The sequence below is a fragment of the Roseateles saccharophilus genome, from assembly GCF_031458095.1.
GTDB lineage: Bacteria > Pseudomonadota > Gammaproteobacteria > Burkholderiales > Burkholderiaceae_C > Pelomonas > Pelomonas saccharophila_A.
Window position 1 is genome coordinate 332,773 of sequence record NZ_JAVDXU010000005.1, and the last position, 22,626, is coordinate 355,398.

16 protein-coding genes are annotated in these 22,626 nt (G+C 68.7%); 12 read left to right on the forward strand and 4 right to left on the reverse strand.

What is annotated here, in order from left to right:
- Positions 1-129: 129 nt before the first annotated feature.
- Together J2X20_RS26945 and J2X20_RS26950 are read left to right on the forward strand one after the other, a co-directional pair.
- Positions 130-2,541 (forward strand): CehA/McbA family metallohydrolase, encoded by a 2,412-nt coding sequence (locus J2X20_RS26945; RefSeq protein ID WP_310272376.1) that lies wholly within the window; start codon positions 130-132, stop codon positions 2,539-2,541.
- A 142-nt stretch (positions 2,542-2,683) separates the two neighbouring features.
- Positions 2,684-3,652 carry a tripartite tricarboxylate transporter substrate-binding protein gene (locus J2X20_RS26950; RefSeq protein WP_310272379.1) on the forward strand — a complete coding sequence of 323 codons (969 nt, stop codon included), beginning with the start codon at positions 2,684-2,686 and terminating at the stop codon, positions 3,650-3,652.
- A gap of 36 nt (positions 3,653-3,688) precedes the next feature.
- On the opposite strand, the gene J2X20_RS26955 is transcribed toward J2X20_RS26950, so the two are convergent.
- From J2X20_RS26955 to J2X20_RS26965, 3 genes are read right to left on the reverse strand one after another with little or no spacing between them, the layout of a single operon-like run.
- Positions 3,689-4,180, reverse strand: coding sequence for a VOC family protein (locus J2X20_RS26955; protein ID WP_310272382.1), 492 nt, complete (start codon positions 4,178-4,180; stop codon positions 3,689-3,691).
- Between the two features lie 58 nt (positions 4,181-4,238).
- Positions 4,239-4,442, reverse strand: coding sequence for a DUF1737 domain-containing protein (locus J2X20_RS26960; protein WP_310272385.1), 204 nt, complete (start codon positions 4,440-4,442; stop codon positions 4,239-4,241).
- A complete protein-coding gene (locus tag J2X20_RS26965) occupies positions 4,439-4,837 on the reverse strand; it encodes a hypothetical protein (protein ID WP_310272388.1) in 399 nt (132 codons plus the stop codon). Before J2X20_RS26965 ends, J2X20_RS26960 begins: the two co-directional genes overlap by 4 nt.
- Positions 4,838-5,035: 198 nt before the next feature.
- Here J2X20_RS26965 and J2X20_RS26970 point away from each other — a divergent pair, with 198 nt between their 5' ends.
- The 10 genes from J2X20_RS26970 (at position 5,036) to J2X20_RS27015 (ending at position 21,880) form a co-directional block, all read left to right on the forward strand.
- On the forward strand, positions 5,036-6,394 hold the full coding sequence (locus tag J2X20_RS26970; protein ID WP_310272389.1) for a GH1 family beta-glucosidase: 1,359 nt from the start codon (positions 5,036-5,038) through the stop codon (positions 6,392-6,394).
- Positions 6,395-6,479: 85 nt separating this feature from the next.
- Positions 6,480-7,484, forward strand: coding sequence for a LacI family DNA-binding transcriptional regulator (locus J2X20_RS26975; RefSeq protein WP_310272391.1), 1,005 nt, complete (start codon positions 6,480-6,482; stop codon positions 7,482-7,484).
- Between the two features lie 43 nt (positions 7,485-7,527).
- Positions 7,528-10,461: a TonB-dependent receptor gene (locus J2X20_RS26980; protein WP_310272393.1), complete on the forward strand. Its 2,934-nt coding sequence runs from the start codon at positions 7,528-7,530 to the stop codon at positions 10,459-10,461.
- 62 nt (positions 10,462-10,523) lie between these two features.
- Complete coding sequence (locus tag J2X20_RS26985) at positions 10,524-11,945, forward strand: glucoamylase family protein (protein WP_310272395.1); 1,422 nt, start codon at positions 10,524-10,526, stop codon at positions 11,943-11,945.
- A gap of 1 nt (position 11,946) precedes the next feature.
- Positions 11,947-13,215 (forward strand): sugar ABC transporter substrate-binding protein, encoded by a 1,269-nt coding sequence (locus J2X20_RS26990; RefSeq protein WP_310272397.1) that lies wholly within the window; start codon positions 11,947-11,949, stop codon positions 13,213-13,215.
- Positions 13,212-14,108 carry a carbohydrate ABC transporter permease gene (locus tag J2X20_RS26995; RefSeq protein WP_310272399.1) on the forward strand — a complete coding sequence of 299 codons (897 nt, stop codon included), beginning with the start codon at positions 13,212-13,214 and terminating at the stop codon, positions 14,106-14,108. Before J2X20_RS26990 ends, J2X20_RS26995 begins: the two co-directional genes overlap by 4 nt.
- A complete protein-coding gene (locus J2X20_RS27000; protein WP_310272401.1) occupies positions 14,105-14,917 on the forward strand; it encodes a carbohydrate ABC transporter permease in 813 nt (270 codons plus the stop codon). Before J2X20_RS26995 ends, J2X20_RS27000 begins: the two co-directional genes overlap by 4 nt.
- Positions 14,914-17,874 (forward strand): glucosidase family protein, encoded by a 2,961-nt coding sequence (locus J2X20_RS27005; RefSeq protein WP_310272403.1) that lies wholly within the window; start codon positions 14,914-14,916, stop codon positions 17,872-17,874. Before J2X20_RS27000 ends, J2X20_RS27005 begins: the two co-directional genes overlap by 4 nt.
- On the forward strand, positions 17,871-18,593 hold the full coding sequence (locus J2X20_RS27010) for a carboxylesterase family protein (RefSeq protein ID WP_310272406.1): 723 nt from the start codon (positions 17,871-17,873) through the stop codon (positions 18,591-18,593). Before J2X20_RS27005 ends, J2X20_RS27010 begins: the two co-directional genes overlap by 4 nt.
- Complete coding sequence (locus J2X20_RS27015) at positions 18,590-21,880, forward strand: GH36-type glycosyl hydrolase domain-containing protein (RefSeq protein WP_310272408.1); 3,291 nt, start codon at positions 18,590-18,592, stop codon at positions 21,878-21,880. The genes J2X20_RS27010 and J2X20_RS27015 overlap by 4 nt, the downstream gene beginning before the upstream one ends.
- A gap of 12 nt (positions 21,881-21,892) precedes the next feature.
- Here J2X20_RS27015 and J2X20_RS27020 read toward each other — a convergent pair whose 3' ends face one another.
- Positions 21,893-22,621, reverse strand: a complete 729-nt coding sequence (locus tag J2X20_RS27020) for a hypothetical protein (RefSeq protein ID WP_310272411.1) — start codon at positions 22,619-22,621, stop codon at positions 21,893-21,895.
- Positions 22,622-22,626: the final 5 nt, after the last annotated feature.

Sequence of the window (22,626 nt, forward strand, 5' to 3'; positions counted from 1 at the left end):
ACATCGGGGCCGACCTGAACCTGAATTGGTGACAGGAAGCCCCGCATGGACTCGTCCGGGCGAGGCCACCACAGTCCGCCCCTTTCGCCAGGACAGCCGGCCACCGCCGGCGTCAGCCGAGGACGCGTCATGACCCTTGCCCGCCATCTTCCGCCCGCCCTGCTCACGCTGCTGCTCGCCGCCTGCGGCGGTGGCAACGGCAACGACCCCCAGGCCACGCCCCAGGCCCAGGCCGAGGGTGGCGACCTGACCAAGACCGCGGCCGCCCGCCCGCGTGCCAAGGACCCCGACCACCACGAGTTCTCGGCCACGCTGTCCGCCCCCTTCGCCGTCACGGCGGCCAGCGGTGAGCGCGTCTTCACGGTGCAGATGGACCACCCCGGCAGCGCCGATGGCCAGGTCTTTGCCTGGATCTTGAGCCTGGTCGATGAGCGAGGCCAGGTGCTGCAGCGCTGGAGCGGTGAATCCCGCTACGCCGGCGCGCCGGTGACGGCCAGCGTGCGCTGGGCCGGCCGCGGCACGGGCGGCACGGCGCTGGCCGATGGCCTCTACCAGCTCAAGCTCGAAGCCGCGAGCCTGGACGCCGGGACGGCGCTGAGCCAGGGCGCGACGACGGGCCGAGCCGAACGCCTGCTGGCCGCCGCAGCGGCGCTGGACCACGCCGAGCAGCGCTGGCCCATCGCTCTGGGCCAGCCCGCGGCCGTCGCATTGCCGCCCTTCAAGGCCATGCCCACGGCCGCCGATCGCGGCATGGCCAGGACCCAGTCGGCACCGGCCATCAACAGCCTGCCCTACACGGTCTACTTCGCCAATCTGCACAGCCAGACCAATGACTCCGATGGCGGCGGCGCCATCGGCAGCTGCTCGTCGTCCCAGCCGGCGCAGACCGGTGCCTACGGCCCGGCCGATGCCTTTGCCTATGGCAAGACGGCCGGCCTGGACATCCTGATGTCCTCCGAGCACAACCATTACTTCGACGGCTCCTCCAGCACCAACGCCGGCGGCAGCGCCGCCACGGCCAAAAGCCGCTACCAGGCCGGCCTTTCCGCCGCCACCGCCGCGACGACGTCCAACTATCTCGCCCTCTACGGCATGGAATGGGGCGTCATCAGCAATGGCGGCCACATGAACATCTTCAACAGCACGGAGCTGTTCGCCTGGGAATACAACAGCAGCAACCAGCTCTTCGGCGACCGCTTCACGGCCAAGAGCGACTACGCGGCCCTCTACGCCACCATGCGCTCCCTCGGCCTGGTCGGCCAGTTCAACCACCCCGACACGACGGGCCAGTTCCTCGTCGGCGGCACCGACCTCGGCTACAGCGCCGATGGCGACGAGGTCATGGTGCTGACCGAGATCCTCAACAGCTCGGCCTTCTCGTCCAACACCACCGAGACCGAGACGGGCCTGTCCAACTTCGAGGATGCCTTCAACAAGCTGCTGGAGCGCGGATTCCACGTGGCGCCCGCAAGCAACCAGGACAACCACTGCGCCAACTGGGGCAAGTCCTACACCAACCGTACCGGCGTCCTCATCCCCAATGGCACGGCCCTGAGCAAGACCAGCTTCATCGACGCCATCAAGGCCCGCCGCGTCTTCGCCACCATGGACAAGACCGGCCAGATCGCGCTGACGGCCAACGGCCATGTGATGGGCGAGCGCTTCAGCAACAGCGGCGTGCTCAACCTCAGCGTCGGCTATGCCAGCACCAGCGGCAAGACGGCTGCCAGCGTGCAGATCTACGAGGGCGTTCCCAAGCGCAATGGCACCGTCACCCTGCTGGCCAGCAGCGGCACGGTTAGCACGACGCCCGCCGTCGGCGAGCATTTCTACTACGCCAAGATCACGCAGAACGACGGCAAGATGCTATGGACTGCGCCCGTGTGGGTCACGCAGTCCAACAGCCAGGTCGACACCACGCCCCCCACCGCGACGGCCAGCGAGGCCGGCACGGCTGGCGCCATCACGCTGTCGGCCACGGCCAGCGACAACGTCGGCGTGGCTCGCGTGGACTTCGTCGTCGATGGCGTCATCAAGGGCAGCGACACCAGCTCGCCCTATTCGATGACGCTGGACTCGACGACGCTTGCCAACGGCAGCCACAGCCTGGTGGCCCGCGCCTATGACGCGGCCGGCAACTCGGGCGCCTCGTCGGCGGTCAACTTCAGCATCAGCAATGCCAGCGCGACGCTGAACGAGACCGAGTCCAACGGCACCATCGCCACGGCCAATGTCGTCACCAACCAGACGACCCTCATCGGCACCATGGGCAGCACGACCGACAAGGACTACTTCAAGGTCACGCTGGCCGCGGGCAAGACGCTGCGCGTGGACATGGCCTGCCCGGCCGCGTTCGACTACGACATCTATCTGCACAACGCCAGCGGCACGACGCTGACCTCGTCGGAGAGCGCGACCTGCACCGAGTCCATGAGCTACAAGAACACCGGCAGCTCGGCCCTGGCCGTCTACATCCGCGTGGGCGCCTACTCGGGCAGCAGCAGCACCCAGACCTACACGCTGACGCTGAGCTACCCCTGAGCTGAAGCAGGACCTCGTCCAGACCACCCGACATGCCCCGCGCGCGCCGGAACTGGATCGAATCGGCCTGGGGCCATCCCGGGGATGCCGTGTGTGGCGCTTTGCCTAAGATCGCGCGCACACGCACCCTGGAGACAAGCCCATGCGCACGACCCTGATCACCCTGGCGGCCCTGCTCGCCGCCAGCACCGCTGCCGCCGACTATCCCGAGAAGCCCGTCACGGTGATCGTGCCGTTTGCAGCCGGCGGCCCCACCGACAAGGTCGCTCGCGACCTGGCCGAAGCCCTGCGCAAACCGCTGGGCGCCACCATCATCATCGAGAACGTCGGCGGCGTCGGCGGCACCCTGGGCGCCAACAAGGTGGCCAAGGCCGCGCCCGATGGCTACACCCTGCTGCTGCACCACATCGGCATCGCCAGCGCCACGGCCCTGTATCGCACCCTGCCTTACAAGACGCTGGAGGACTTCGAGTACCTCGGCATGATCAACGAGGTGCCGATGACACTGATCGGCCGGCCCAACCTGCCGGCCAACAACTACGCCGAACTCAGCAAGTGGCTGGAGTCCAACAAGGGCAACATCAACCTGGCCCACGCCGGCGTCGGTTCGGCCTCGCATCTGTGCGGCCTGCTCTATCAGTCAGCCATCAAGATCGACATGACGACCGTGCCTTACAAGGGCACGGCGCCGGCCATGAACGACCTGCTCGGCGGCCAGGTCGACATCATGTGCGACCAGACCACCAACACCACCGGCCAGATCGAGGCCGGCAAGGTCAAGGCCTATGCGGTGATGTCGTCCAAGCGCCTGAGCAGCGGTGCCCTGGCCAAGCTGCCGACGGCCGACGAATCCGGCCTGAAGGGCTTCAACCTGGCGGTCTGGCACGGCCTGTACGCGCCCAAGGGAACGCCCAAGGCCGTCATCGACAAGGTCAACGCGGCCCTGCGCGTGGCGCTGAAGGACGCCGATTTCCACAAGCGCGAGGAGGCCCTGGGCGCCGTCATCATCAACGACGCCCGCCTGGCGCCGGCCGAGCACAAGAAGTTCGTCGAGGCGGAGATCAACAAGCTCAGTCCCGTCATCAAGGCCGCCGGCATTTATGCGGATTGATGCGATGGACGGTGGGGCGCTTGCGCTTCAGCGGCTTTAGGCGTTGAGCTTGTCGACCACCAGCCGGTGGTCGTCATCCAGAGCCCAGACGTCCTCGTAGTCCACCTCGAAGAGATGCCCGTCGGGATCGGCGAAATAGCCCGCCACGCCCCAGTGCGTGCGTGTGGCCGGCTTGACGAGGCGGCCGCCGGCCGTGACGGCCTGGGCCAGGATGCGGGGCACCTCGTCGGCTGACTTGGCGAGGTAGATCAGGCCAAGGCCGGCAAAGCCGCTGCCTTGCGGCGACGCGAAGCCGGCATCCCTGGCGAAGTCCTCGCGCGAGATCAGGCCGAGCGCGTAGCCACCAAGGTCGAACTTCACGAAGCCCGCGTTGCTCGTCGGCGACTTCGTCCAGCCAAGCGCCTCGTAGAAGGCCGTCGACCGCGCGACGCTGGCCACGCCGAGCAGGACCAGGTGCAGGCGTTGGCGCGGCGCAAGAGCGTCGCGAGGGTCGGCTTCAAAGACATGTCCAACGGCTTGCTCCAGCATCTGCACCCTCCCGATCTGTCGTGGGCGCGCATGCTAGCCATGCCGGTGCAGCCGTGGGTTACGAGCTGGGCACGCCGGCCTCGGCCGACGGCCAGATCAGGGCCTGGGCGACGATGACCCGCTCGCCGTTGAAGGTCGCCGCCGGCGAGCCGTACAGGCGATAGCCCAGGCTCAGGGCCTCGCTGACGCGATGGCAGAAGCTGGCGTCGTCGGGGCCGGTCAGCAGGCGGTAGACGGGCAGGCCGTCGGGCGGCGTGCTCACGCGGCGGTCGGGGCGCCGGCCAGCTCGCGCAGCCGCATCACGCCCTTGAAGATGAAGAAGGCGGCCAGCGCGTGGAAGCCCACCGGCATCCAGTCTTCGAAGCGCGCGTAGATCAGCGCATCCACGGCATAGACCGCCAGGCCCGCGTAGAAAGCCCACAGCTTGCCGCGCTGGGCCTGCAGGCCCATGAAGAAGTAAAAGCCCACGATGATGGCAATGAGCACCATCGCGACGGGCAACTGGTCAGCGAAGGCCGCGCCGGCCAGCGTCGTCATGGCCAGGCCGATGACGAAGTTGGTGTCACTGCCGGACAACAGCAGTCCGGCGTTGAGCAGCGACATGCCGGCGATCCACCAGAACCAGCGCGCCCCCGAACGAACGATGGGGTCTTCCATGTTTTGAGTCCTCCCTGGGTTGACGGGCGCGACGATAGCAGCGCGACTCCGCGCCCCAACTGCGTGATTGCGAGCACTGCAGGGGCTTGGCGGCTGCCCCGGGGTAAACGCCCGGTTGACTCCTCGCGCCGGTTTGGAAAGAATGCATGTAAACGTTTACATGAAGGCCGACCCGCGCGAGCGGAGCCGGCGCCACGGATGAGACAACCCTTCCCGCCCGGCTTCCTGTGGGGCTGCGCGACTTCCGCCTACCAGATCGAAGGCTCGCCGCTGGCCGATGGCGCCGGTGTCAGCAACTGGCATCGCTTCGTGCGCACGCCGGGTCGCGTGCACGGCGGCGAGACGGGTGACGTCGCCTGCGACCATTACCGCCGCATGAAGGACGACGTGGCCTTGATGCGCGAGCTCGGGCTCAAGGCCTACCGCTTCAGCATCGCCTGGAACCGCGTGCTGCCCGACGGTCGCGGGCGCGTGAATGCGGCCGGCCTGGGCTTTTATGAACGCCTCGTCGACGAGCTGCTGGCCGCCGGCATCCAGCCCATGGTGACCCTGCATCACTGGGACCTGCCCGCCGCCCTGGACGACCGCGGCGGCTGGCTCAGCCCCGACATGCCGGACTGGTTCGCCGACTACGCCCAGATCTGCTTCAAGGCCCTGGACGACCGCGTGCCGCTGTGGGTCACGCTGAACGAGCCCTGGGTCGTCGCCGACGGCGGCTTCATGCACGGCGTGCTGGCGCCGGGCCACAAGAGCGCCTTCGAGGCGGCCATCGTGGCGCATCGTCTGATGCAGTCCCATGCCAAGGGCGTGCAGGCCTATCGCGCGGTCACTCGCAATTCAGGCAGGCACAAGATCGGCCTGGTCGTCAACATCGAGCCCAAGCATCTGCCGCCCGACGCCAGCGAGGCCGACCGCCATGCGGCGCGCCTGGCCGACGCCTATATGAACCGGCAATACCTCGACCCGGCCCGGCTCGGAAGCTACCCCGACGAGCTGCGCGAGGTCTTTGGTGAGGCCTGGCCTGACTGGCCTGCCGCCGAGGTCGAGGCGCTCCAGCAACCGGTCGACTTCCTGGGCCTGAACTACTACACCCGCGCCGTCGTGCGCCACGACGTCAAGGCCTGGCCCGTGCCAGCCGCGCCGCAGCGCCAGCCCGGCGCCATCCACACCGAGATGGGCTGGGAAGTGCATCCACAGAGCCTGGCCGACACCCTGGTGTGGATGCATGAGCGCTACGGCGGCCTGCCGCTGTACGTGACCGAGAACGGCGCGGCCTTCTACGACCCCCCTAGTTCAATAGGAGGCCGCATCGACGACCCGCTGCGCGTTCACTATCTGCGCAGCCATATCGCCGCTGTGCAGGACGCCATGGCGCGGGGCGCCGACATGCGCGGCTATTTCGCCTGGTCGCTGTTCGACAACCTCGAGTGGGCCTTGGGCTTTGCCAAGCGCTTTGGCCTGGTGCATGTGGACTTTCAGACACAGCAGCGCACGCCCAAGGCCAGCGCGCGCTACTACGCTCGCGTCATTGCCAGCCATGGCGCACAACTCGACTGAGCTATGCATCAGCCTCCACGCCCGCTCCGCTCTCTGCCCCCCAAGGGGGCGCATCAATGCCTTCGGGCGGCCGGACGCCACTGATATGAGCTCGCCCGCCACGATCAAAGATGTCGCCCGCGTCGCGGGCGTCTCGGTGGCCACCGTCTCACGCGCGCTGAACGGCGCCGAGAACGTGCTGCCGCACACCCGCCAGCGCATCGTCGAGGTCGCCCGCGAGCTGCGCTACAGCCCCTCGGGCGCCGCGCGCAGCCTCATCACGCGCCGCACCGACACCATCGGCGCCCTGCTGCCCGACCTGCATGGCGAGTTCTTCTCCGAGCTCATCCGCGGGATCGACCAGGCCGCCCGCGCGCGTGGCCTGCACCTGCTGCTGTCGAGCTCGCATGACGACGCCGTTGAGGCCGCCGCCGCGCTGCGCGCGATGAATGGCCGCGTCGATGGCCTCATCGTCATGTCGCCCCATGCCGACGACGACTTCCTGTCGCAGAACCTGCCGCCGGCCCTGCCGGCCGTGCTGCTGAACTCGGGCGTCAGCAAACCCGCCCAGCGCGTCTTTGCCGTCGACAACTTTGGCGGCGCGCGCGCCATGACCGAGCACCTGGTGCGCAGCGGCCGCCGCCGCATCGCCTTCCTCGGTGGCCCGCAGGCCAACTTCGAGGCGCGCGAACGCGAGCGCGGCTACCGCGCCGGCCTGGCTGCGCATGCTGAGCCCTGGCTGCTGGAAGGCGACTTCTCGGAGGCCGCCGGCGAACGCGCCGGCGCCGCCTTGCTGGCCCTGCCGGCCGCCCAGCGTCCCGATGCCGTCTTCGCCGCCAACGACATCATGGCCATCGGCCTGCTCGGCACGCTGCAGGCGGGTGGCGTGCGCCTGCCGGCCGACATGGCCCTGGCCGGCTTCGACGACATCCCCATCGCGCGCTATGTCAGCCCCGCGCTGACGACCATGCATGTGCCGATTGCCGCCTTGGGGCAACAGGCCCTCGATGCGCTGGCCGACGGCCTCGAAGGCCATGCGGCCGATCCCGGTGCCACCGTCATGCCCGTGCAGCTCGTCGTGCGGCAATCCTGCGGCAGCCCCAAGCCCTGAATCCCGTCCGAACCACAGTACACAACCAGGAGACAAGGACATCATGAGCAACGCATTCACACGCAAACACTGGCGTCGCCACGCGCTCGCCACGGCCGTTTGCTTCGCCCTGGCCGGCGCCGCCTCGGCACAGACCTCCAACGCCACCGTGCGCGGCACCATCACCGCCGCCGGTGCCACGGCGCCCGCGGGCACCGAGGTTGTCGCCATCAACAAGTCCACCGGCAGCACCTATCGCACCAAGACCCTGGCCGATGGCAGCTATGTGCTGCTGGGCCTGAACCCGGGCAGCTACGAGATCCGCGTTGCCGGCGCCAGCAGCGGCAGCGAGGTCACGCTGTCGGTCGGGCAGAACGCCACGCTGGATCTCAGCAGCACGGACGCCAAGCTCGGCACCGTCGTGATCCAGGGCAGCTCGCAGCGCCAGGGCGTCATCGACTCCCAGGTCGGCACCACCGTCTCCAACAAGATGATCGAGGCCATTCCCCAGGCCACGCGCAACTTCCTGTCGGCCGCCGACTTCGCGCCGGGCGTGCGCTTCGACACCGATGCCGGCGGCAATACGCGGCTGCGCGGCGGCTCGCAAAACATTGACGCTGTAAACGTTTTCATCGACGGCGTCGGCCACAAGAACAACATCCTGCGCGGCGGCTTGACCGGCCAGGACACCAGCCAGGGCAACCCCTTTCCGCAGACGGCCATCGCCGAGTACCGCGTGCTGACGCAGAACTACAAGGCCGAGTTCGACCAGGTCTCCAGCGTCGCCATCACCGCCGTCACCAAGTCCGGCGGCAACGAGACCCACGGCAACATCTACGGCAACCGCACGGGCAGCAACTGGACGTCGCTGAGCCCCATCCAGGAACGCGACGAGGCCAACGGCATCAAGCCGCCTTCCTACAAGCAGATCGAGGGCGGTTTCAGCATCGGCGGCGCCATCAAGCCCGATGCGCTGCACTACTTCGTCGCCTACGACGGCAAGACCATCGAGAAGCCGCGCCAGCTGACGGCGATGAACCTGGACAAGTATCCGAACAGCCCCGGCGTCATTCCTGAGATCGCGGCCCAGCAGGGTTCGTTCAAGGGGCGCTTCAAGGAGGACCTGCTGTTCGGCAAGCTCTCCGCGGAGATCGACGACCGCCAGCGCCTGGACCTGTCGACGACGCTGCGCCGCGAGAGCAGCTACTCGGTGGACGGCGACCGCTTCGCGCCCAGCACGGCCATCAACAACCGCAACAACGAATACCGCGTCGACCTGAGCCACGAGTACACCGGCGACAACTGGCTCAACGAGGCGCGCGTCGGCCGGGAGCGCTCCAAGTGGAACCCGCAGTCTGACTCCAGCGCCCCGCTGATCCGCAACAAGTATTCGCCCACCAATGCGATCAACAACGTCCAGGACATCTTCTTCACCGGCGGCTCGCCCAACGCCCAGGACCGCAGCCAGAGCGGCTTCTACCTGAAGGACGACCTCAGCTACACGGGCAAGGCCGGCCACGTCATCAAGGGCGGCGTGCAGCTCAAGGTCATGAAGTACGACCTCAGCGGCACGGCCTTCCGCGTGCCGACCATCGACACGGTGATCAACACCACGACGGGCCTGCCCTACTACAACGGCCTGACCTGCACCGGCACCAACGTCAGCAGCAGCGGCCTGTCGAGCGACCAGTGCAACATCCGGCTGGCCATCCCGTCGGTCTCGGTCAGCTTCAAGAACAAGCAGTACGGCATCTACCTGCAGGACGACTGGAAGGTCAGCAAGCAGCTGGAGCTCAATCTCGGCGCGCGCTGGGACTATGAAGACAACATGCTGAACAACAGCTACGCCACGCCGGCCGACCGCATCGCGGCGCTGAACGCCCCGGACGGCCGCACCGTCGACGGCATCACCGCGCCGCCCGGCCAGACCTATGTCCAAACGCTGGCCAAGGGGGGCATCAACATCGCCGACTACATCTCCACCGGCGATTCGCGCAAGCCCTTCAAGGGCGCCTTCGCGCCGCGCCTGGGAGGCTCCTACGACGTCTTCGGCGACAAGGCCTCCGTCATCTACGGCGGCTGGGGCCGCAGCTATGACCGCCGCATGGCCAACAACGCGCTTGACGAACTGCAGAAGAACGCGGCGCCCAACGGCGAGATCTGGATGATCAAGAACAAGTTCAAGATGCCCTTTGCCGACCAGATGAGCCTGGGCCTGCGCCAGGCCTTGGGGCAATGGAACATGGATGTCGCGGTGTCCAACATCCACGCCAAGAACCAGTTCTTCTGGTTCAACGGCAACCGCGACCCCAATGGCGGCTTCGGCAACTCCAACAACATCGACCCGCTGTGGGGCGGTGCGCCGCGCAACTACGGCACCCTGGTGCTGGGCGACTTCGTCGGCGAGAACAAGGCCACCAGCGTCTTCCTGTCGCTCGAGAAGCCCTACACCGCAGCCAGCGGCTGGAGCATGACGGTGGCCTACACCCACACCGACGCCAAGACCACCAACAACGAATGGTCGGATGACATCTTCGACTGGACCTATGGCAAGGCCAGCCACGGCTGGCACCCCAGCAAGGACGCGGAGAAGAACCGCCTGGTCGTTGGCGGTTTCTACGACAAGATGCCCTGGGGCATGCAGCTGTCCGGCAAGCTCACCCTGGGCGACGGCCAGCCGCGCCGCGTCATCGACTGCCACACCGGCTTCAGCGGCGTCAATGGCTGCGTCGCAGTGCCGCGCGGCTCCGACAACTACAGGCAGCTCGACATGGCCCTGTCCAAGAGCTTCAAGGTCTATGGCGGCGACTTGCAGATCCGTGCCGACGTGCTCAACCTGTTCAACACGGCCAACTGGGGCTATTACGACGACTGGGTCGGCGGCCCCTCCACCCCACCCAAGAACGCGCTGGGCGGCGACAACGACCACTTCGACACCCGCACCGGCGTGCGCGGCAGCATGCGCCAGTTCAAGCTCGGCGTGAGTTACACCTTCTGATCCCTGCCGAACGGGAGCTGGCCGGGCTGCACGTCAGGCCAGCTCCCACAATCACTCCCACCATGAGTTTGCTGACCCGACGCGCCGTCCTCGCACACGGCGCCGGCCTCGCCCTGGCCGCCAACCTGCCCAGCTGGGCCGAGGCGCCGGCGCCAGTCGCCGATACCTTCCTCGCCGACCTCGAGCGCCGCACCTTCGACTTCTTCTGGGAGACGACCGATGCCAGGACAGGGCTGGCGCCCGACCGCTGGCCGACGCCGTCCTTCGCCAGCATCGCGGCCATCGGCTTCGCGCTCAGCGCCTATCCCGTGGGCGTCGCACGCGGCTACGTCACGCGCAACCAGGCGCGCGACCGCACCTTGACGACACTGCGCTTCCTGGCCCAGCTGCCGCAGGGGCCGGCCAAGACCGGCGTGGCCGGCCACAAGGGATTTTTCTATCATTTCCTCGACATGAAGGAGGGATTGCGCTTCGCGCAGTGCGAACTCTCCACCGTCGACACCGCCCTGCTGCTGATGGGAGCCCTGCATGCGCAGAGCTACTTCGACGGCGAGCAGCCCGAGGAGGCCAGCATCCGCAGCCTCGTGGACGAGCTCTACGGCCGCGTCGACTGGGCCTGGGCCCAGGTGCGCCCGCCCTCCATCGGCCACGGCTGGACGCCCGAGAAGGGCTTCATCCCCAGCGACTGGAAGGGCTACAACGAGGCCATGATGGTCTATCTGCTGGCCCTGGGCTCGCCGACGCGGCCCGTCAAGCCCGAGGCCTACGACGCCTGGCTCAGCACCTATGACGCGCACAGCTGGGGCGAGAGCCATGGCCAGACCCTGCTGCGCTTCCCGCCGCTGTTCGGCCACCAGTTCACCCACTGCTGGGTGGACTTCCGCGGCATCCGCGATGCCTACATGCGGGCCAAGGGCCTGGACTATTTCGAGAACTCGCGCCGCGCCACCTATGTGCAGCGCGACTACGCGGCCGCCAACCCGCTGGGCTGGCAGGGTTACAGCGCCGAGGTCTGGGGCGTCAGCGCCAGCGACGGCCCGGCCGACATCAAGCTCAACTACACGACGACGACCGGCAAGACCGAGAAGCGCCGCTTCATCAGCTACGCCGGCCGCGGCATGGGCCTGTACGACGACGGCACGCTGGCGCCCTATGCGGCCGGCTCCTCCATCGCCTTCGCGCCCGAGATCGTCATCCCGGCGTTGATGGCCATCAAGGAGCGCTATCCGCACACCTGGGGCCGCTACGGCTTCTGGGATGCCTTCAACCCGAGCTTCAACTACCCAGACGTGCGTCTCACCCACGGCCGCATCGAACCGGGCAAGGGCTGGGTCGACACCGACATGCTGGGCATCGACCAGGGGCCGTTGCTGGCCATGATGGGCAACCATCGCGGCGAGCTGATCTGGAGCGTGATGCGCAAGAACCCGCATCTGGTTCGAGGACTGAAGAAGGCCGGCTTCACCGGAGGCTGGCTGGGCTGAGATGAAGCGCCGCGACCTGCTCACGGTCACCGCCGCTGCCGCCCTGACAGGCTGCGCGCAAGAGCGCGGCACCACGCTGCGCTTCTGGGCCATGGGCCGGGAGAGCGAGGTCGTGGCCGAGCTGATGCCGGCCTTCGAGCGCGAGCACCCCGGCGTGCGCGTCAAGGTCGAGCAACTGCCGTGGACGGCCGCGCACGAGAAGCTGCTGACGGCTTTCGCCGGCGACGCCACGCCCGACCTGGCCCAGGTCGGCAACACCTGGCTGCCCGAGATGCAGGCCCTGGGCGCGCTGGAGCCGCTGGAGCCCTGGCTGGCGCGCACGCCCATGCTCGCGGCCGGCGACTACTTCGAAGGCATCTGGGCGACCAATGCCCCGGGCGGCCAGCGCGTCGGCCTGCCCTGGTATGTCGACACGCGGCTGATGTTCGTGCGCCAGGACCTGCTGGCCAAGGCCGGCATCCCGTCCATGCCCGTGAGCTGGGACGACTGGCGCGCGACCCTGGCCCGCCTGCGCGAACGCGGCATGGACAAGCCCATGCTGCTGCCCACCAATGAGTCGGCACCGCTGCTGGCCCTGGCCCTGCAGCAGCCGGGCGAGGTGCTGCGCGACGGCGGCCGCTACGGCAACTTCTCGGGCGCGGGCTTTCGCAAGGCCCTGGCCTTCTATCTGGAGCGCTTCCAGCGCGGCGAGGCGCCCGGCGTCAGCGAGGTGCAGATCGGCAACCTCTGGCAGGAGTTCGGCCGCGGCAACTTCGCCTTCTATATGTCGGGGCCCTGGGACATCGGCGAGTTCAAGCGCCGCCTGCCGCCCGAACTCGCCAATGCCTGGATCACCGCCGAGCTGCCCGGGCCGGACGGCCCCGGCGCCTCCATCGCCGGCGGTGCCAGCCTGGTGATGTTCAAGCGCGCCCGCCACAAGCCCGAGGTCTGGGCCCTGATCAGCTATCTGAGCCGGCCCGATGTGCAGCTGGAGTTCTACCGCCTGACCGGCGACCTGCCGGCACGGCGCAGCGCCTGGGCCCTGCCGCTGAACGGCGCGACGCTGGCCGAGGACAGGCACGCCGCCGCCTTCCACCGCCAGCTGCAGCGCGTGCGCGCGGCGCCGGCCGTGCCGGAATGGGAGCGTATCGAGAAGGAAATGCAGCTGGCCGCCACGCGCGCCGTGCATGGCGTGACCGACCTCGACACGACGGTGAAGCGGCTGGATGCCCTCGTTGACGGCATCCTCGAGAAGCGGCGCTGGATGCTGGACAGGAAGGCCGGTGCATGAAGCACAGCGGCCGTGAATCCCTGGCCGCCTGGGCTTTCGCCGCCCCGGCGCTGATCGTCATTGCGCTGTTCTTCGGCATGCCGGTCTTCGCCGGCCTGGTGCTGAGCCTGACCGACTTCGACATCTATGCCCTGGCCGACCTGGGCAATCTGCGCTGGCAGGGTTTCGACAACTATCTGCATGTGCTGAGCCTGCCGCTGTTCTGGAAGGCCCTGGGCAACACCCTCTACTTTGTCGTGCTGGGCGTGCCGCTGTCCATTGGCGTGTCGCTGGCCGCAGCGGTGCTGCTGCAAAGCAGGCTGGTGCGCTTCAAGCCGCTGCTGCGCACGGCCCTGTTCGCGCCCGTGGTGACCACGCTGGTGGCCGTGGCCGTCATCTGGCGCTATCTCTTCCACGTCAAGTACGGGCTGGTGAACTACACGCTGCAGTCCATCGGCCTCGATCCCGTCGACTGGCTGGGCGACCCCCACTGGTCCATGCCCACCATCATCCTGTTCGCCGCCTGGAAGAACTTCGGCGGCAACATGATCATCTTCATCGCCGCCCTGCAGGCCGTGCCGCACGATCTCTACGAAGCCGCGCGGTTGGACGGCGCGCGCTCCTGGGCCCAGTTCCGCTACATCACGCTGGCCAGCATCGCGCCGACGCTGCTGATGGTCACCATCCTCACGACGGCGGGCTATTTCCAGCTTTTCGCCGAGCCCTATGTGATGACCCAGGGCGGGCCGCTGCAGAGCACGGTCAGCGTGCTCTACCTGATGTACGAAGAAGGCTTCAAGTGGTGGAATCTGGGCTTGGCCTCGGCTGTGGCCTTCGTCCTCTTCGTCGTCATCGTCGCGGTCAGCAAGGGGCTGATCGCCGTGCAGCGGCGGCTGACAGGGGAGGGCGCATGAAGCCCAGGGCTCTCCTCCTCAACGGCCTGCTATGGGCTTTCGCCGCGCTGGCGGCATTCCCGCTGCTGTGGATGGTTTGCGTGTCGCTGATGCCAGCCGGCACGGCCCAAAGCCTGCCACCGCCCATCCTTCCCAAGCACCCAACGCTGGTGCACTACCAGCAGCTGCTGGGCGACGGTGGCCTCAAGCGAGCCTTCGTCAACAGCCTGGGCCTGGCGGTTGCCAGCACATTCCTTTCGGTCAGCTTCAACACCCTGGCCGGCTATGCGTTCGCCAAGCTGCGCTTTCGGCACCGCGAGCGGGTCTTCGGCCTGCTGATCGCAGCTTTGGTGATTCCCGGCCAGGTGGCCATGCTGCCGCTGTTCCTGATGCTCAAGGGCATGGGCCTGGTGAACACCTGGATGGGCGTTTTGATCCCGGGCATGGCCGGCATCTTCGGCATCTTCCTCGTGCGGCAGTACGCGCGTGGCGTGCCGGACGAGCTGCTCGAAGCCGCAAGGCTGGACGGGGCAGGGGAGTGGCAGATCTTCTGGCGCATCGTGCTGCCGACCTTGAAGCCGGTGCTGGTCACGCTGGCGGTGTTTGCCTTCCTCGGCAGCTGGAACGACTTCATGTGGCCCCTCATCGTGCTGACCGACGGCGAGATGCACACCCTGCCGGTCGCGCTGGCGGCCCTGTCGCGCGAGCATGTGCAGGACAGCGAGCTGATGATGGCCGGCGCCGTCATCACGGTGCTGCCGGTGCTGGCCTTGTTCATCGCGCTGCAGAGGTATTACATGCAGGGCTTGTTGATGGGCAGCGTGAAATGAAGAAGTGGTTCGCCTGCCTGCTGCTGGCCGCGCAATGCGTTGGTGCCGCCGTCCTCGACGACATGAAGGATGCCGGCCCGTGGAAGGCCAGCGCCTCCGACCAGGTCAAGGCCAGCCTGCGCCGCGATGCCCGCGACGACAGCCTCTGCCTGGACTACGACTTTGCCGGCGTTTCCGGCTATGCCGTGCTGCGCCGCGAGCTGCCGCTGGACTGGCCGGCCGACTTCGCGTTGACAACCCAACTCAAGGGCCAGGGCGGGCGCAACGATGTGCAGATCAAATTTGTAGACACCAGCGGCGACAACGTCTGGTGGATCCATCGCCCGGCCATGGCCCTGCCCGACACCCTGACCGAGATGCGCTTCAAGCGCCGCCATATCGCCTTTGCCTGGGGGCCGATCGAAGACCGCGTGCTGAAGAAGAGCCAGTTCATCGAGTTCGTCGTCGTCGCCGGCCAGCGAGACGGCGGTGGAGCCGGATCCTTGTGCGTCGCCAGCCTGGGCCTGGAGCCGCGCCCGCCCGCGCCCAAGGCCTGGCCGGAGCCGCGTCGCAAGCAGGGCGCCGGCGAGGTGACGCTGGACTTTCAACAACTGCGCGAGTTCAACGGCCTGTGGTTCGCCAGCGGCGCGGCCCTGCGCATCGAGGTGTCGGACGACAACCGGCGCTGGAAGCCGCTGTCCACCCAGCCCGGCCGCGCCGTCTTCCTCGGCGAGCAGGAATGGCGCTGGATCCGCCTGCGCTACGAGGGCAGGAAGCCGCCCCAGGTCGAGTTGCGCGATGCGGCCCAATGGCCCGACCGCAATGCGGCGGTGGCTGAACTGGCTCAGGCCCTGCCGCGCGGCGATCTGCCGCGGGCCTTCATCGGCGAGCAGAACTATTGGACCGTCGTCGGCGTGGATGGCGGTGCCGAGCGCTCGGGCCTGGTCAGCGAGGACGGCGCCATCGAGCTGAACCGGGGCGGCCCGAGCATCGAGCCCGCCGTGCGCCTGGCGGATGGTCGCCTCGTCACCTGGGCCCAGGTGCGCACCGAGCACAGCTTGGTCGAGAACGCCCTGCCGGTCGTGCAATGGCGGCATGCGGACGTGGAGCTGCGCGTCGAAGCCGCAGCCGACGGGCCGGCCAAGGATCCCAAGCTGCTGGCCCGCTACACACTGCGCAACCCGACGGCCAAGCCCCAGCATTACGCCCTGCTGCTGGCGCTGCGCCCCTGGCAGGTCAACCCGCCGCAGCAGTTCTTGTCGACCCCGGGCGGCATCAGCCCCTTGCCATCCGTGAACTGGGCCGACGGCATCCTCACCGCGCCCGGCTTGCGCGTCACACCCCGCGAGACGCCCGCCGAGGTCCGCGCCGCGCCCTGGGGGGCCGGTCCGGGCCTGACCACGCTGCTGCAGGCGCCGTCGCTGACCCATCTGGCCGATGTCGACACCCTGGCTTCCGCCTTGATGCGCTTCGACGTCGAACTGGCCGCCGGGGAGTCGCGCAGTTTCGGCTGGGTGACGGGCAATGGAGACGCCGCGACCCTGGACACCCGCATGGCCGTCGCCGCCGCGCAATGGCGCGACCGCCTCGGTGTGCTGGAGCTGACCCTGCCGCCCCAGGCCCAACCGGTGGCCGACACCATGCGCAGCGCGCTGGCCCAGATCCTGATGTCCCGCGACGGCCCGGCCCTGCGCCCCGGCACGCGCTCCTATGCCCGCTCCTGGGTGCGCGATGGCGCCATGATGGTGGCCGGCCTGGTGCGCATGGGCGAGATCCAGGCGGCGCGCGAATTCGTCGACTGGTATGCCGGCTTCATCTTCGAATCCGGCAAGGTGCCCTGCTGCGTGGACCAGCGCGGTGCCGACCCCGTGGTCGAGAACGACAGCCATGGCCAATACCTGTTCGCCGTGGCAGAGCTTTGGCGGCATACGCAGGACCGCGCCCTGCTGGAGCGCCACTGGCACAAGGTGCAGCGCGTCGTCGCGTGGATGGAGGCGCTGCGCCAGAGCGAACGCAAGCCCGGCGCCGAACCCCGCTTCAAGGGCCTGATGCCGCCGTCCATCAGCCACGAGGGCTATAGCGACAAGCCGGCCTATGCCTACTGGGACGACTTCTGGGCCCTGCGCGGCTACAAGGATGCGGTGCAGATCGCCCAGGCCCTGGGGCAAACCGCCGACGCCGTGCGCTGGACCGTGTCGCGGGATGAGTTCGAGGCCGATCTGGGCGCTGCCATCGTCGCGACCGCCCAGCACTACAAGCTCAACCATATTGCCGGCGCCGCCGACCGAGGCGACTTCGATGCCACGTCGACGACCATGGCCCTCAACCCTGCCCAGGCTGACAAGCTGCCGCCGGAGTTGGTGCGTGGCACCTTCGATCGCTATGTGACCGAGGCGTTCGCCCGCATCGACGGCAGCAAGCCCTGGCTGGACTACACGCCCTATGAATGGCGCAATGTCAGCGCCCTGGTGCGCCTGGGCCGGGTGGACGACGCCCACCGCTTGCTGGCCTGGTTCATGGGCCACCAGCTCCCCATGGGCTGGAACCAGTGGGCCGAGGTCGTGCTGCCCGGTGCGCGCAAGGTGCAGTTCCGCGGCGACATGCCCCATGCCTGGATCTCGTCGGACTTCCTGCGCGCGGCCCTGGACCTGCTGGCCTACGAACGCGAGTCCACCGCCAGCCTGGTGTTGGCCGCTGGTATCCCGCAAGCCTGGCGCGCGGCCGGCGATATCGGCGTGACTGGCCTGTCCACCGCCTGGGGCCGGCTGGACTACCGCCTGGTTCGCCGCGCCGACGGCGGCTGGACCCTGCACATCGACCGCCGGCCCGATCGCCTGCCCGGCGAGCTGCGCCTGGCCTGGCCCGGTACGGAACGGTTACCGCGCGCTAACGTCGAGACTCAGGGCCTGACATGGCAGGGCCGCGAGCTGCCCCTGCCCGCCAACGCCACCACCATCCAGCTGGAGCCCACGCCATGACGATGAACCGCCGCCAACTGCTGTTGACGACGCCCGCCCTGCTCAGTGCCTGCGCGGCCCTGCCGCCGGTGCCTCCCCCGGGCCTGGCGGCCGGCGAACAGCGCGCCTGGGAACTCGAAGGCCAGCGCTTTTGGATCTGGCTGCCGCGTGAATACAGCCAGCGCAGCCAGGCCTGGCCGCTGGTCGTCTTCCTGCATGGCTCGGGCGAGCGTGGCACCGAACTGGAGAAGGTCAAGGTCCACGGCCCGCCCAAGCTGGTCGCCGCTGGCGCCGCCTGGCCCTGCATCCTCGTCAGCCCGCAGCTGGAAGAAAACCAGCGCTGGGACCCCGAGCGCCTGCACCGGCTGCTGGGGGCGCTGAAGGCCAAGCTGAACGTTGACGCCCAACGCTGTGTCGGCACCGGCCTGTCCATGGGCGGCTTCGGCATGTGGCAATGGGCCACCGCCTATCCGCGCGACCTGGCAGCGATTGCGCCCGTCTGTGGCTTTGGCGATCCGGCCAAGGTGGCGGCCATGCGCGATGTGCCGGTGCGCGCCTATCACGGCGACCAGGACCCCGTCGTGCCGCTGCCGCCCCACGTTGCCTGCGTCGAGGCCCTGCGCGCCGCCGGCGGCAAGGCCACGCTGACCATCTATCCCGGCGTCGGCCACGACTCGTGGACGCCGGCCTACAACGATCCCGATCTGCTGCCCTGGCTGTTGGCACAGAAACAGACATGACCTCCCATTCCCTGAGCAATCGAAGCGGCCTGACGGCCGAGCTGCTGTCCCATGGCGGGCTGCGCCGCCTGATGTTCGGGCCAGCGCTGCTGGTCAATCTCTTCCCCGGCAATGAGCTGGAAGCCGGGCCGGCCAATGTCTGGCTGCGCCGGCGCGGTGCTGGGGAGGACTGGCGAGTGGTGCCGCTGCTGGGCCCGCTGTCGCCGCTGAGCGTGCATGCGGAAGAGGGCGCCTTCGAGATGCGCGGGGACTGGGACGGCTTGGCCCTGCGCCTGCAGCTGCGCCTGGCCGAGACCGAGGCGACGCTGTTCTGGCATCTGCAAGCGCAGAACCACTCGGGCGCCGCCTGCGAGGTCGCCGCGGTGCTGGTGCAGGACGTCGGCCTGGCCGATTACGGTGCCGTGCGCACCAACGAGTTCTACGTCAGCCACTACATCGACCTGCAGCCCCTGCAGGACGCCGGCCAGGGTGTGCTGCTGGCCGCGCGCCAGAACCAGGCCCAGGGTGGCCGCCACCCCTGGCTGCTGGCCGGCTCGCTGCGCCGCGCCGGCTCCTTCGCGACGGACGCGGTCCAGGTCTGGGGCCATGCGGCGCGCGAGGGCAGCATGCCGCCCGCCCTGTTCACCGGCCTGCCGGGCCAGCGCCTGCAGCAGGAGCATGCCGTTGTCGCCCTGCAGGATGAGGCGCTCATGCTGGCGCCGGGCGAATCGCTGGCGGCAGGCTTCTTCCTTGCCCTGCAAGCCCACCACGCGCAAGCCAGCAGCGAGGCCGAACTGGCCCGGCTGCCGGCTCTGCTGGCCCTGCCCGAGGCCCAGCCCTCCGAGCTCCTCGACGAGCCGGGCCGCCCCCCCGCGCCCAGCCTGTTCGCGACAGCCCCCCAGCTCGCCAGCCTGGACCTCGGTGCCGAAGCGCGCCGCCAGCTCTTCGGCAGCGAGCGCCGCCACGAGGAGTGGCAGGACGGCCAGCTGCTGAGCTTCTTCACCAGCGAGGCCACCCACGTCGTGCTGCGTGCCAAGGAGCTGCTGGTGCAGCGCCCCCACGGCCACATCCTGCGCAGCGGCGCCCACCTCGTGCCCGACGAGACGGCGCTGACCTCGACCTGCTGGATGGGCGGCGTCTTCCATTCCATGCTGACCCAGGGCCATGTCAGCATCAACCGCCTGCTATCCACCCAGCGCAGCCTGCTCGGCCTGTTCCGCACGGCCGGCCTGCGCCTGTTCGTGCAGGCCGAGGAGGGCGGTGACTGGCAGCTGCTCGGCCTGCCCTCGGCCTTCGAGATGCAGCCCCAGCGCTGCCGCTGGCTGTATGCCCATGCGGGCGGCCTCATCGAGGTGATCGCCCTGGCCGGTGCCAGGCCCGACGTCATGGATCTGTCTCTGCAGGTGCTGGAGGGAGACCCGCTGCGCGTGCGTGCCTGCCTCAGCCTGGCCCTGGGGGGCGACGATGGCGCTGCGGCCTTGCGCCCGTCCTGGGTGCATACCGGCGACCGCGTCGTCGTCACGCCGCCCGAAGCCAGCGCCCTGGCCGAGCGCTTCCCCGATGGTGCCTTCACCGTCACGGCGCCGGGCCTGTCCATCGTCGGCGACGACGGCCGCCTGTTCGACGATGGCGTGAGCCGTGGCGAGGCGCTGCTGTGCCTGGAGTTCGCGCCGACCACGGCGGTTGCCATGGCGTTGAGCGCGTCTCTCGTGCAGGTAGCGCCGCCTGCGCCGCAGCCGCTGGCCCTGCCGCAATGGCAGCTCGCCCATCCCGCCCTGGCCCAGCTGCGCGACATCCTGCCCTGGTATGCCCACAACGCCCTGGTGCACTATCTGTCGCCGCGCGGCCTGGAGCAGTACTCGGGTGGCGGCTGGGGCACGCGTGACGTCTGCCAGGGCCCGCTGGAGATGCTGCTGGCCCTGGGTCAGACGGCGCCCGTGCGCGACCTGCTGCTGCGCGTCTTCGCGGCCCAGAACCCCGATGGCGACTGGCCGCAATGGTTCATGTTCTTCGCGCGCGAGGCGGAGATCCGCGCCGGCGACTCGCATGGCGACATCGTCTTCTGGCCCCTGCTGGGCCTGGCCCAGTACCTGATCGCCAGCGGCGACGCGAGCATCCTGGACGAAGTGCTGCCCTTCCACGGCGGCGAGGCGGCCACGCTGGCCGCGCATGTGGAGCAGGCCCTGGCGCTGATCCGCCAGCGGGTCGTGCCCGGCACGGGCCTCGCGGCCTACTGGCATGGCGACTGGAACGACTCCCTGCAGCCGGCCGACCCGGCCCTGCGCGAGCGCCTGTGCAGCGCCTGGACGGTGACCCTGCACCATCAGATGCTGCACACGCTGGCGGCGGCCCACGCGCGCCTCGGCCGTGCCGACGAAGCAGCCCGCCTCATCGCCGAAGCGGCCGGCGTGCGTGCGGAGTTCCAGCGCCTCTTGGTGCAGGACGATGTCGTCGCCGGCTATGCGCTGTTCCCCGAGCAGGGCGAGCGCGAGCTGTGGATCCACCCTCAGGACGCCCGCACCGGCCTGCGCTACAGCCTGCTGCCGATGATGCATGCCATCATCGACGAGCTGTTCACGCCCGAGCAGGCGCGAGCCCAGGCCGCCCTAATCGAGCAGCATCTGAAGGGCCCCGATGGTGCCCGCCTCTTCGACGCGCCTCTGCCCTACCGCGGCGGACCGTCGACGCTGTTCCAGCGCGCCGAGACCAGCAGCTTCTTCGGCCGCGAGATCGGCATCATGTATATGCACGCCCATCTGCGCTATGCCCAGATGCTGGCCCATCTCGGCCACGCCGAGGCCTTTCTGCAGGCGCTGACGCTGGCCCACCCGATCGCGCTCAGCGACCGCGTGCCCAGCGCCAGCCGGCGCCAGGCCAACTGCTATTACTCCAGCTCCGACGCCGCCTTCGCCGACCGCTACGAGGCCCAGGCCCACTATGGCCAGGCCCTGGCCGGCGAGGTGGCGCTGGACGGCGGCTGGCGCATCTACTCCAGTGGCCCGGGCATCGCCATCGGCCTCGTCGTCACCTCATTGCTGGGCCTGAGGCTGGAGCACGACACCCTGGTCATCGACCCCGTCATGCCGGCGGTGCTGGACGGCCTCAGCGTGCAATTGACGCTGGCCGACCTGCGCTTCGAGCTGAGCTACCGCGTCGGCCCCCGCGGGCATGGCGTGGAGCGCGTGCGTGACGAGTCAGGACGGGAGATCGCGGCCACGCGCCGTCCTCATGCCTATCGCATCGGAGCATTGGCGCTGGCTAGGCCTGAGCCCGACAGCGTCAACCGCTGGACCATAGAACTGGGCTGACGCGCGCGCGGACTACTTGGCTTCCAGGTCGATGGTCCTGGCCGGCTGGCCCTTGTCGTCCAGCATCTGGATGCTGGGCTTGCCTTCCGGCGTGACCATCAGCCTCAGGCGCGGCCGGCCCTGGGCATCGCTGAGCGTCAACGCGGAGGCCTTGCCCGGGGTGGTACCCAGGCGCACGCGGTTGGTCGCGAGCAGGCCCTGGTCGCGCATCTGCTGCATCGCGGCCTTGCGCTCGTCAGGCGGCAGCTTGCGGATCTCGGTGATGCGCTCGCCGCGCTGCAGCACGTCGGGCTGCTGCGTGCTGTCGGGCTCGTCGTTGATGGACAGCGTGCTGGTGGCGCGGCCGCCTTCCTCGTCGTGCAGCAGCTGGATGACCTGGTCCTGCCGGAATCGGTCGAAGGTCAGGCTGAGGCCGGCATTGGGCTTGCCATCGGCACCGATCTTGCCGTTCTGGATCAGGCCGCCGTTCTCGGTGCCCTCGTCGTTGACGAAAAGCATGCCGGCATAGGCCGTGCGGTCGGGGCGGGCCTGCTCGCTGCCCTTCCAGGGCAGGCCGGGAAACTGCGAGCGGTTGGAGATGACCAGGCGCAGCGTGCCATCCGGTTCACGCACGTTGATGCGGCCGACGTCGATCTCGTCGAACTTGGTCGGCGGCGCCTTGGCGCCCGTCAGCAGCGAGATGGCGATGATGGCCGTGGCGCTGGCCGCGCAGCCGCTCAGGAAAGCCGTGGTCTTGCTCAAGAGTC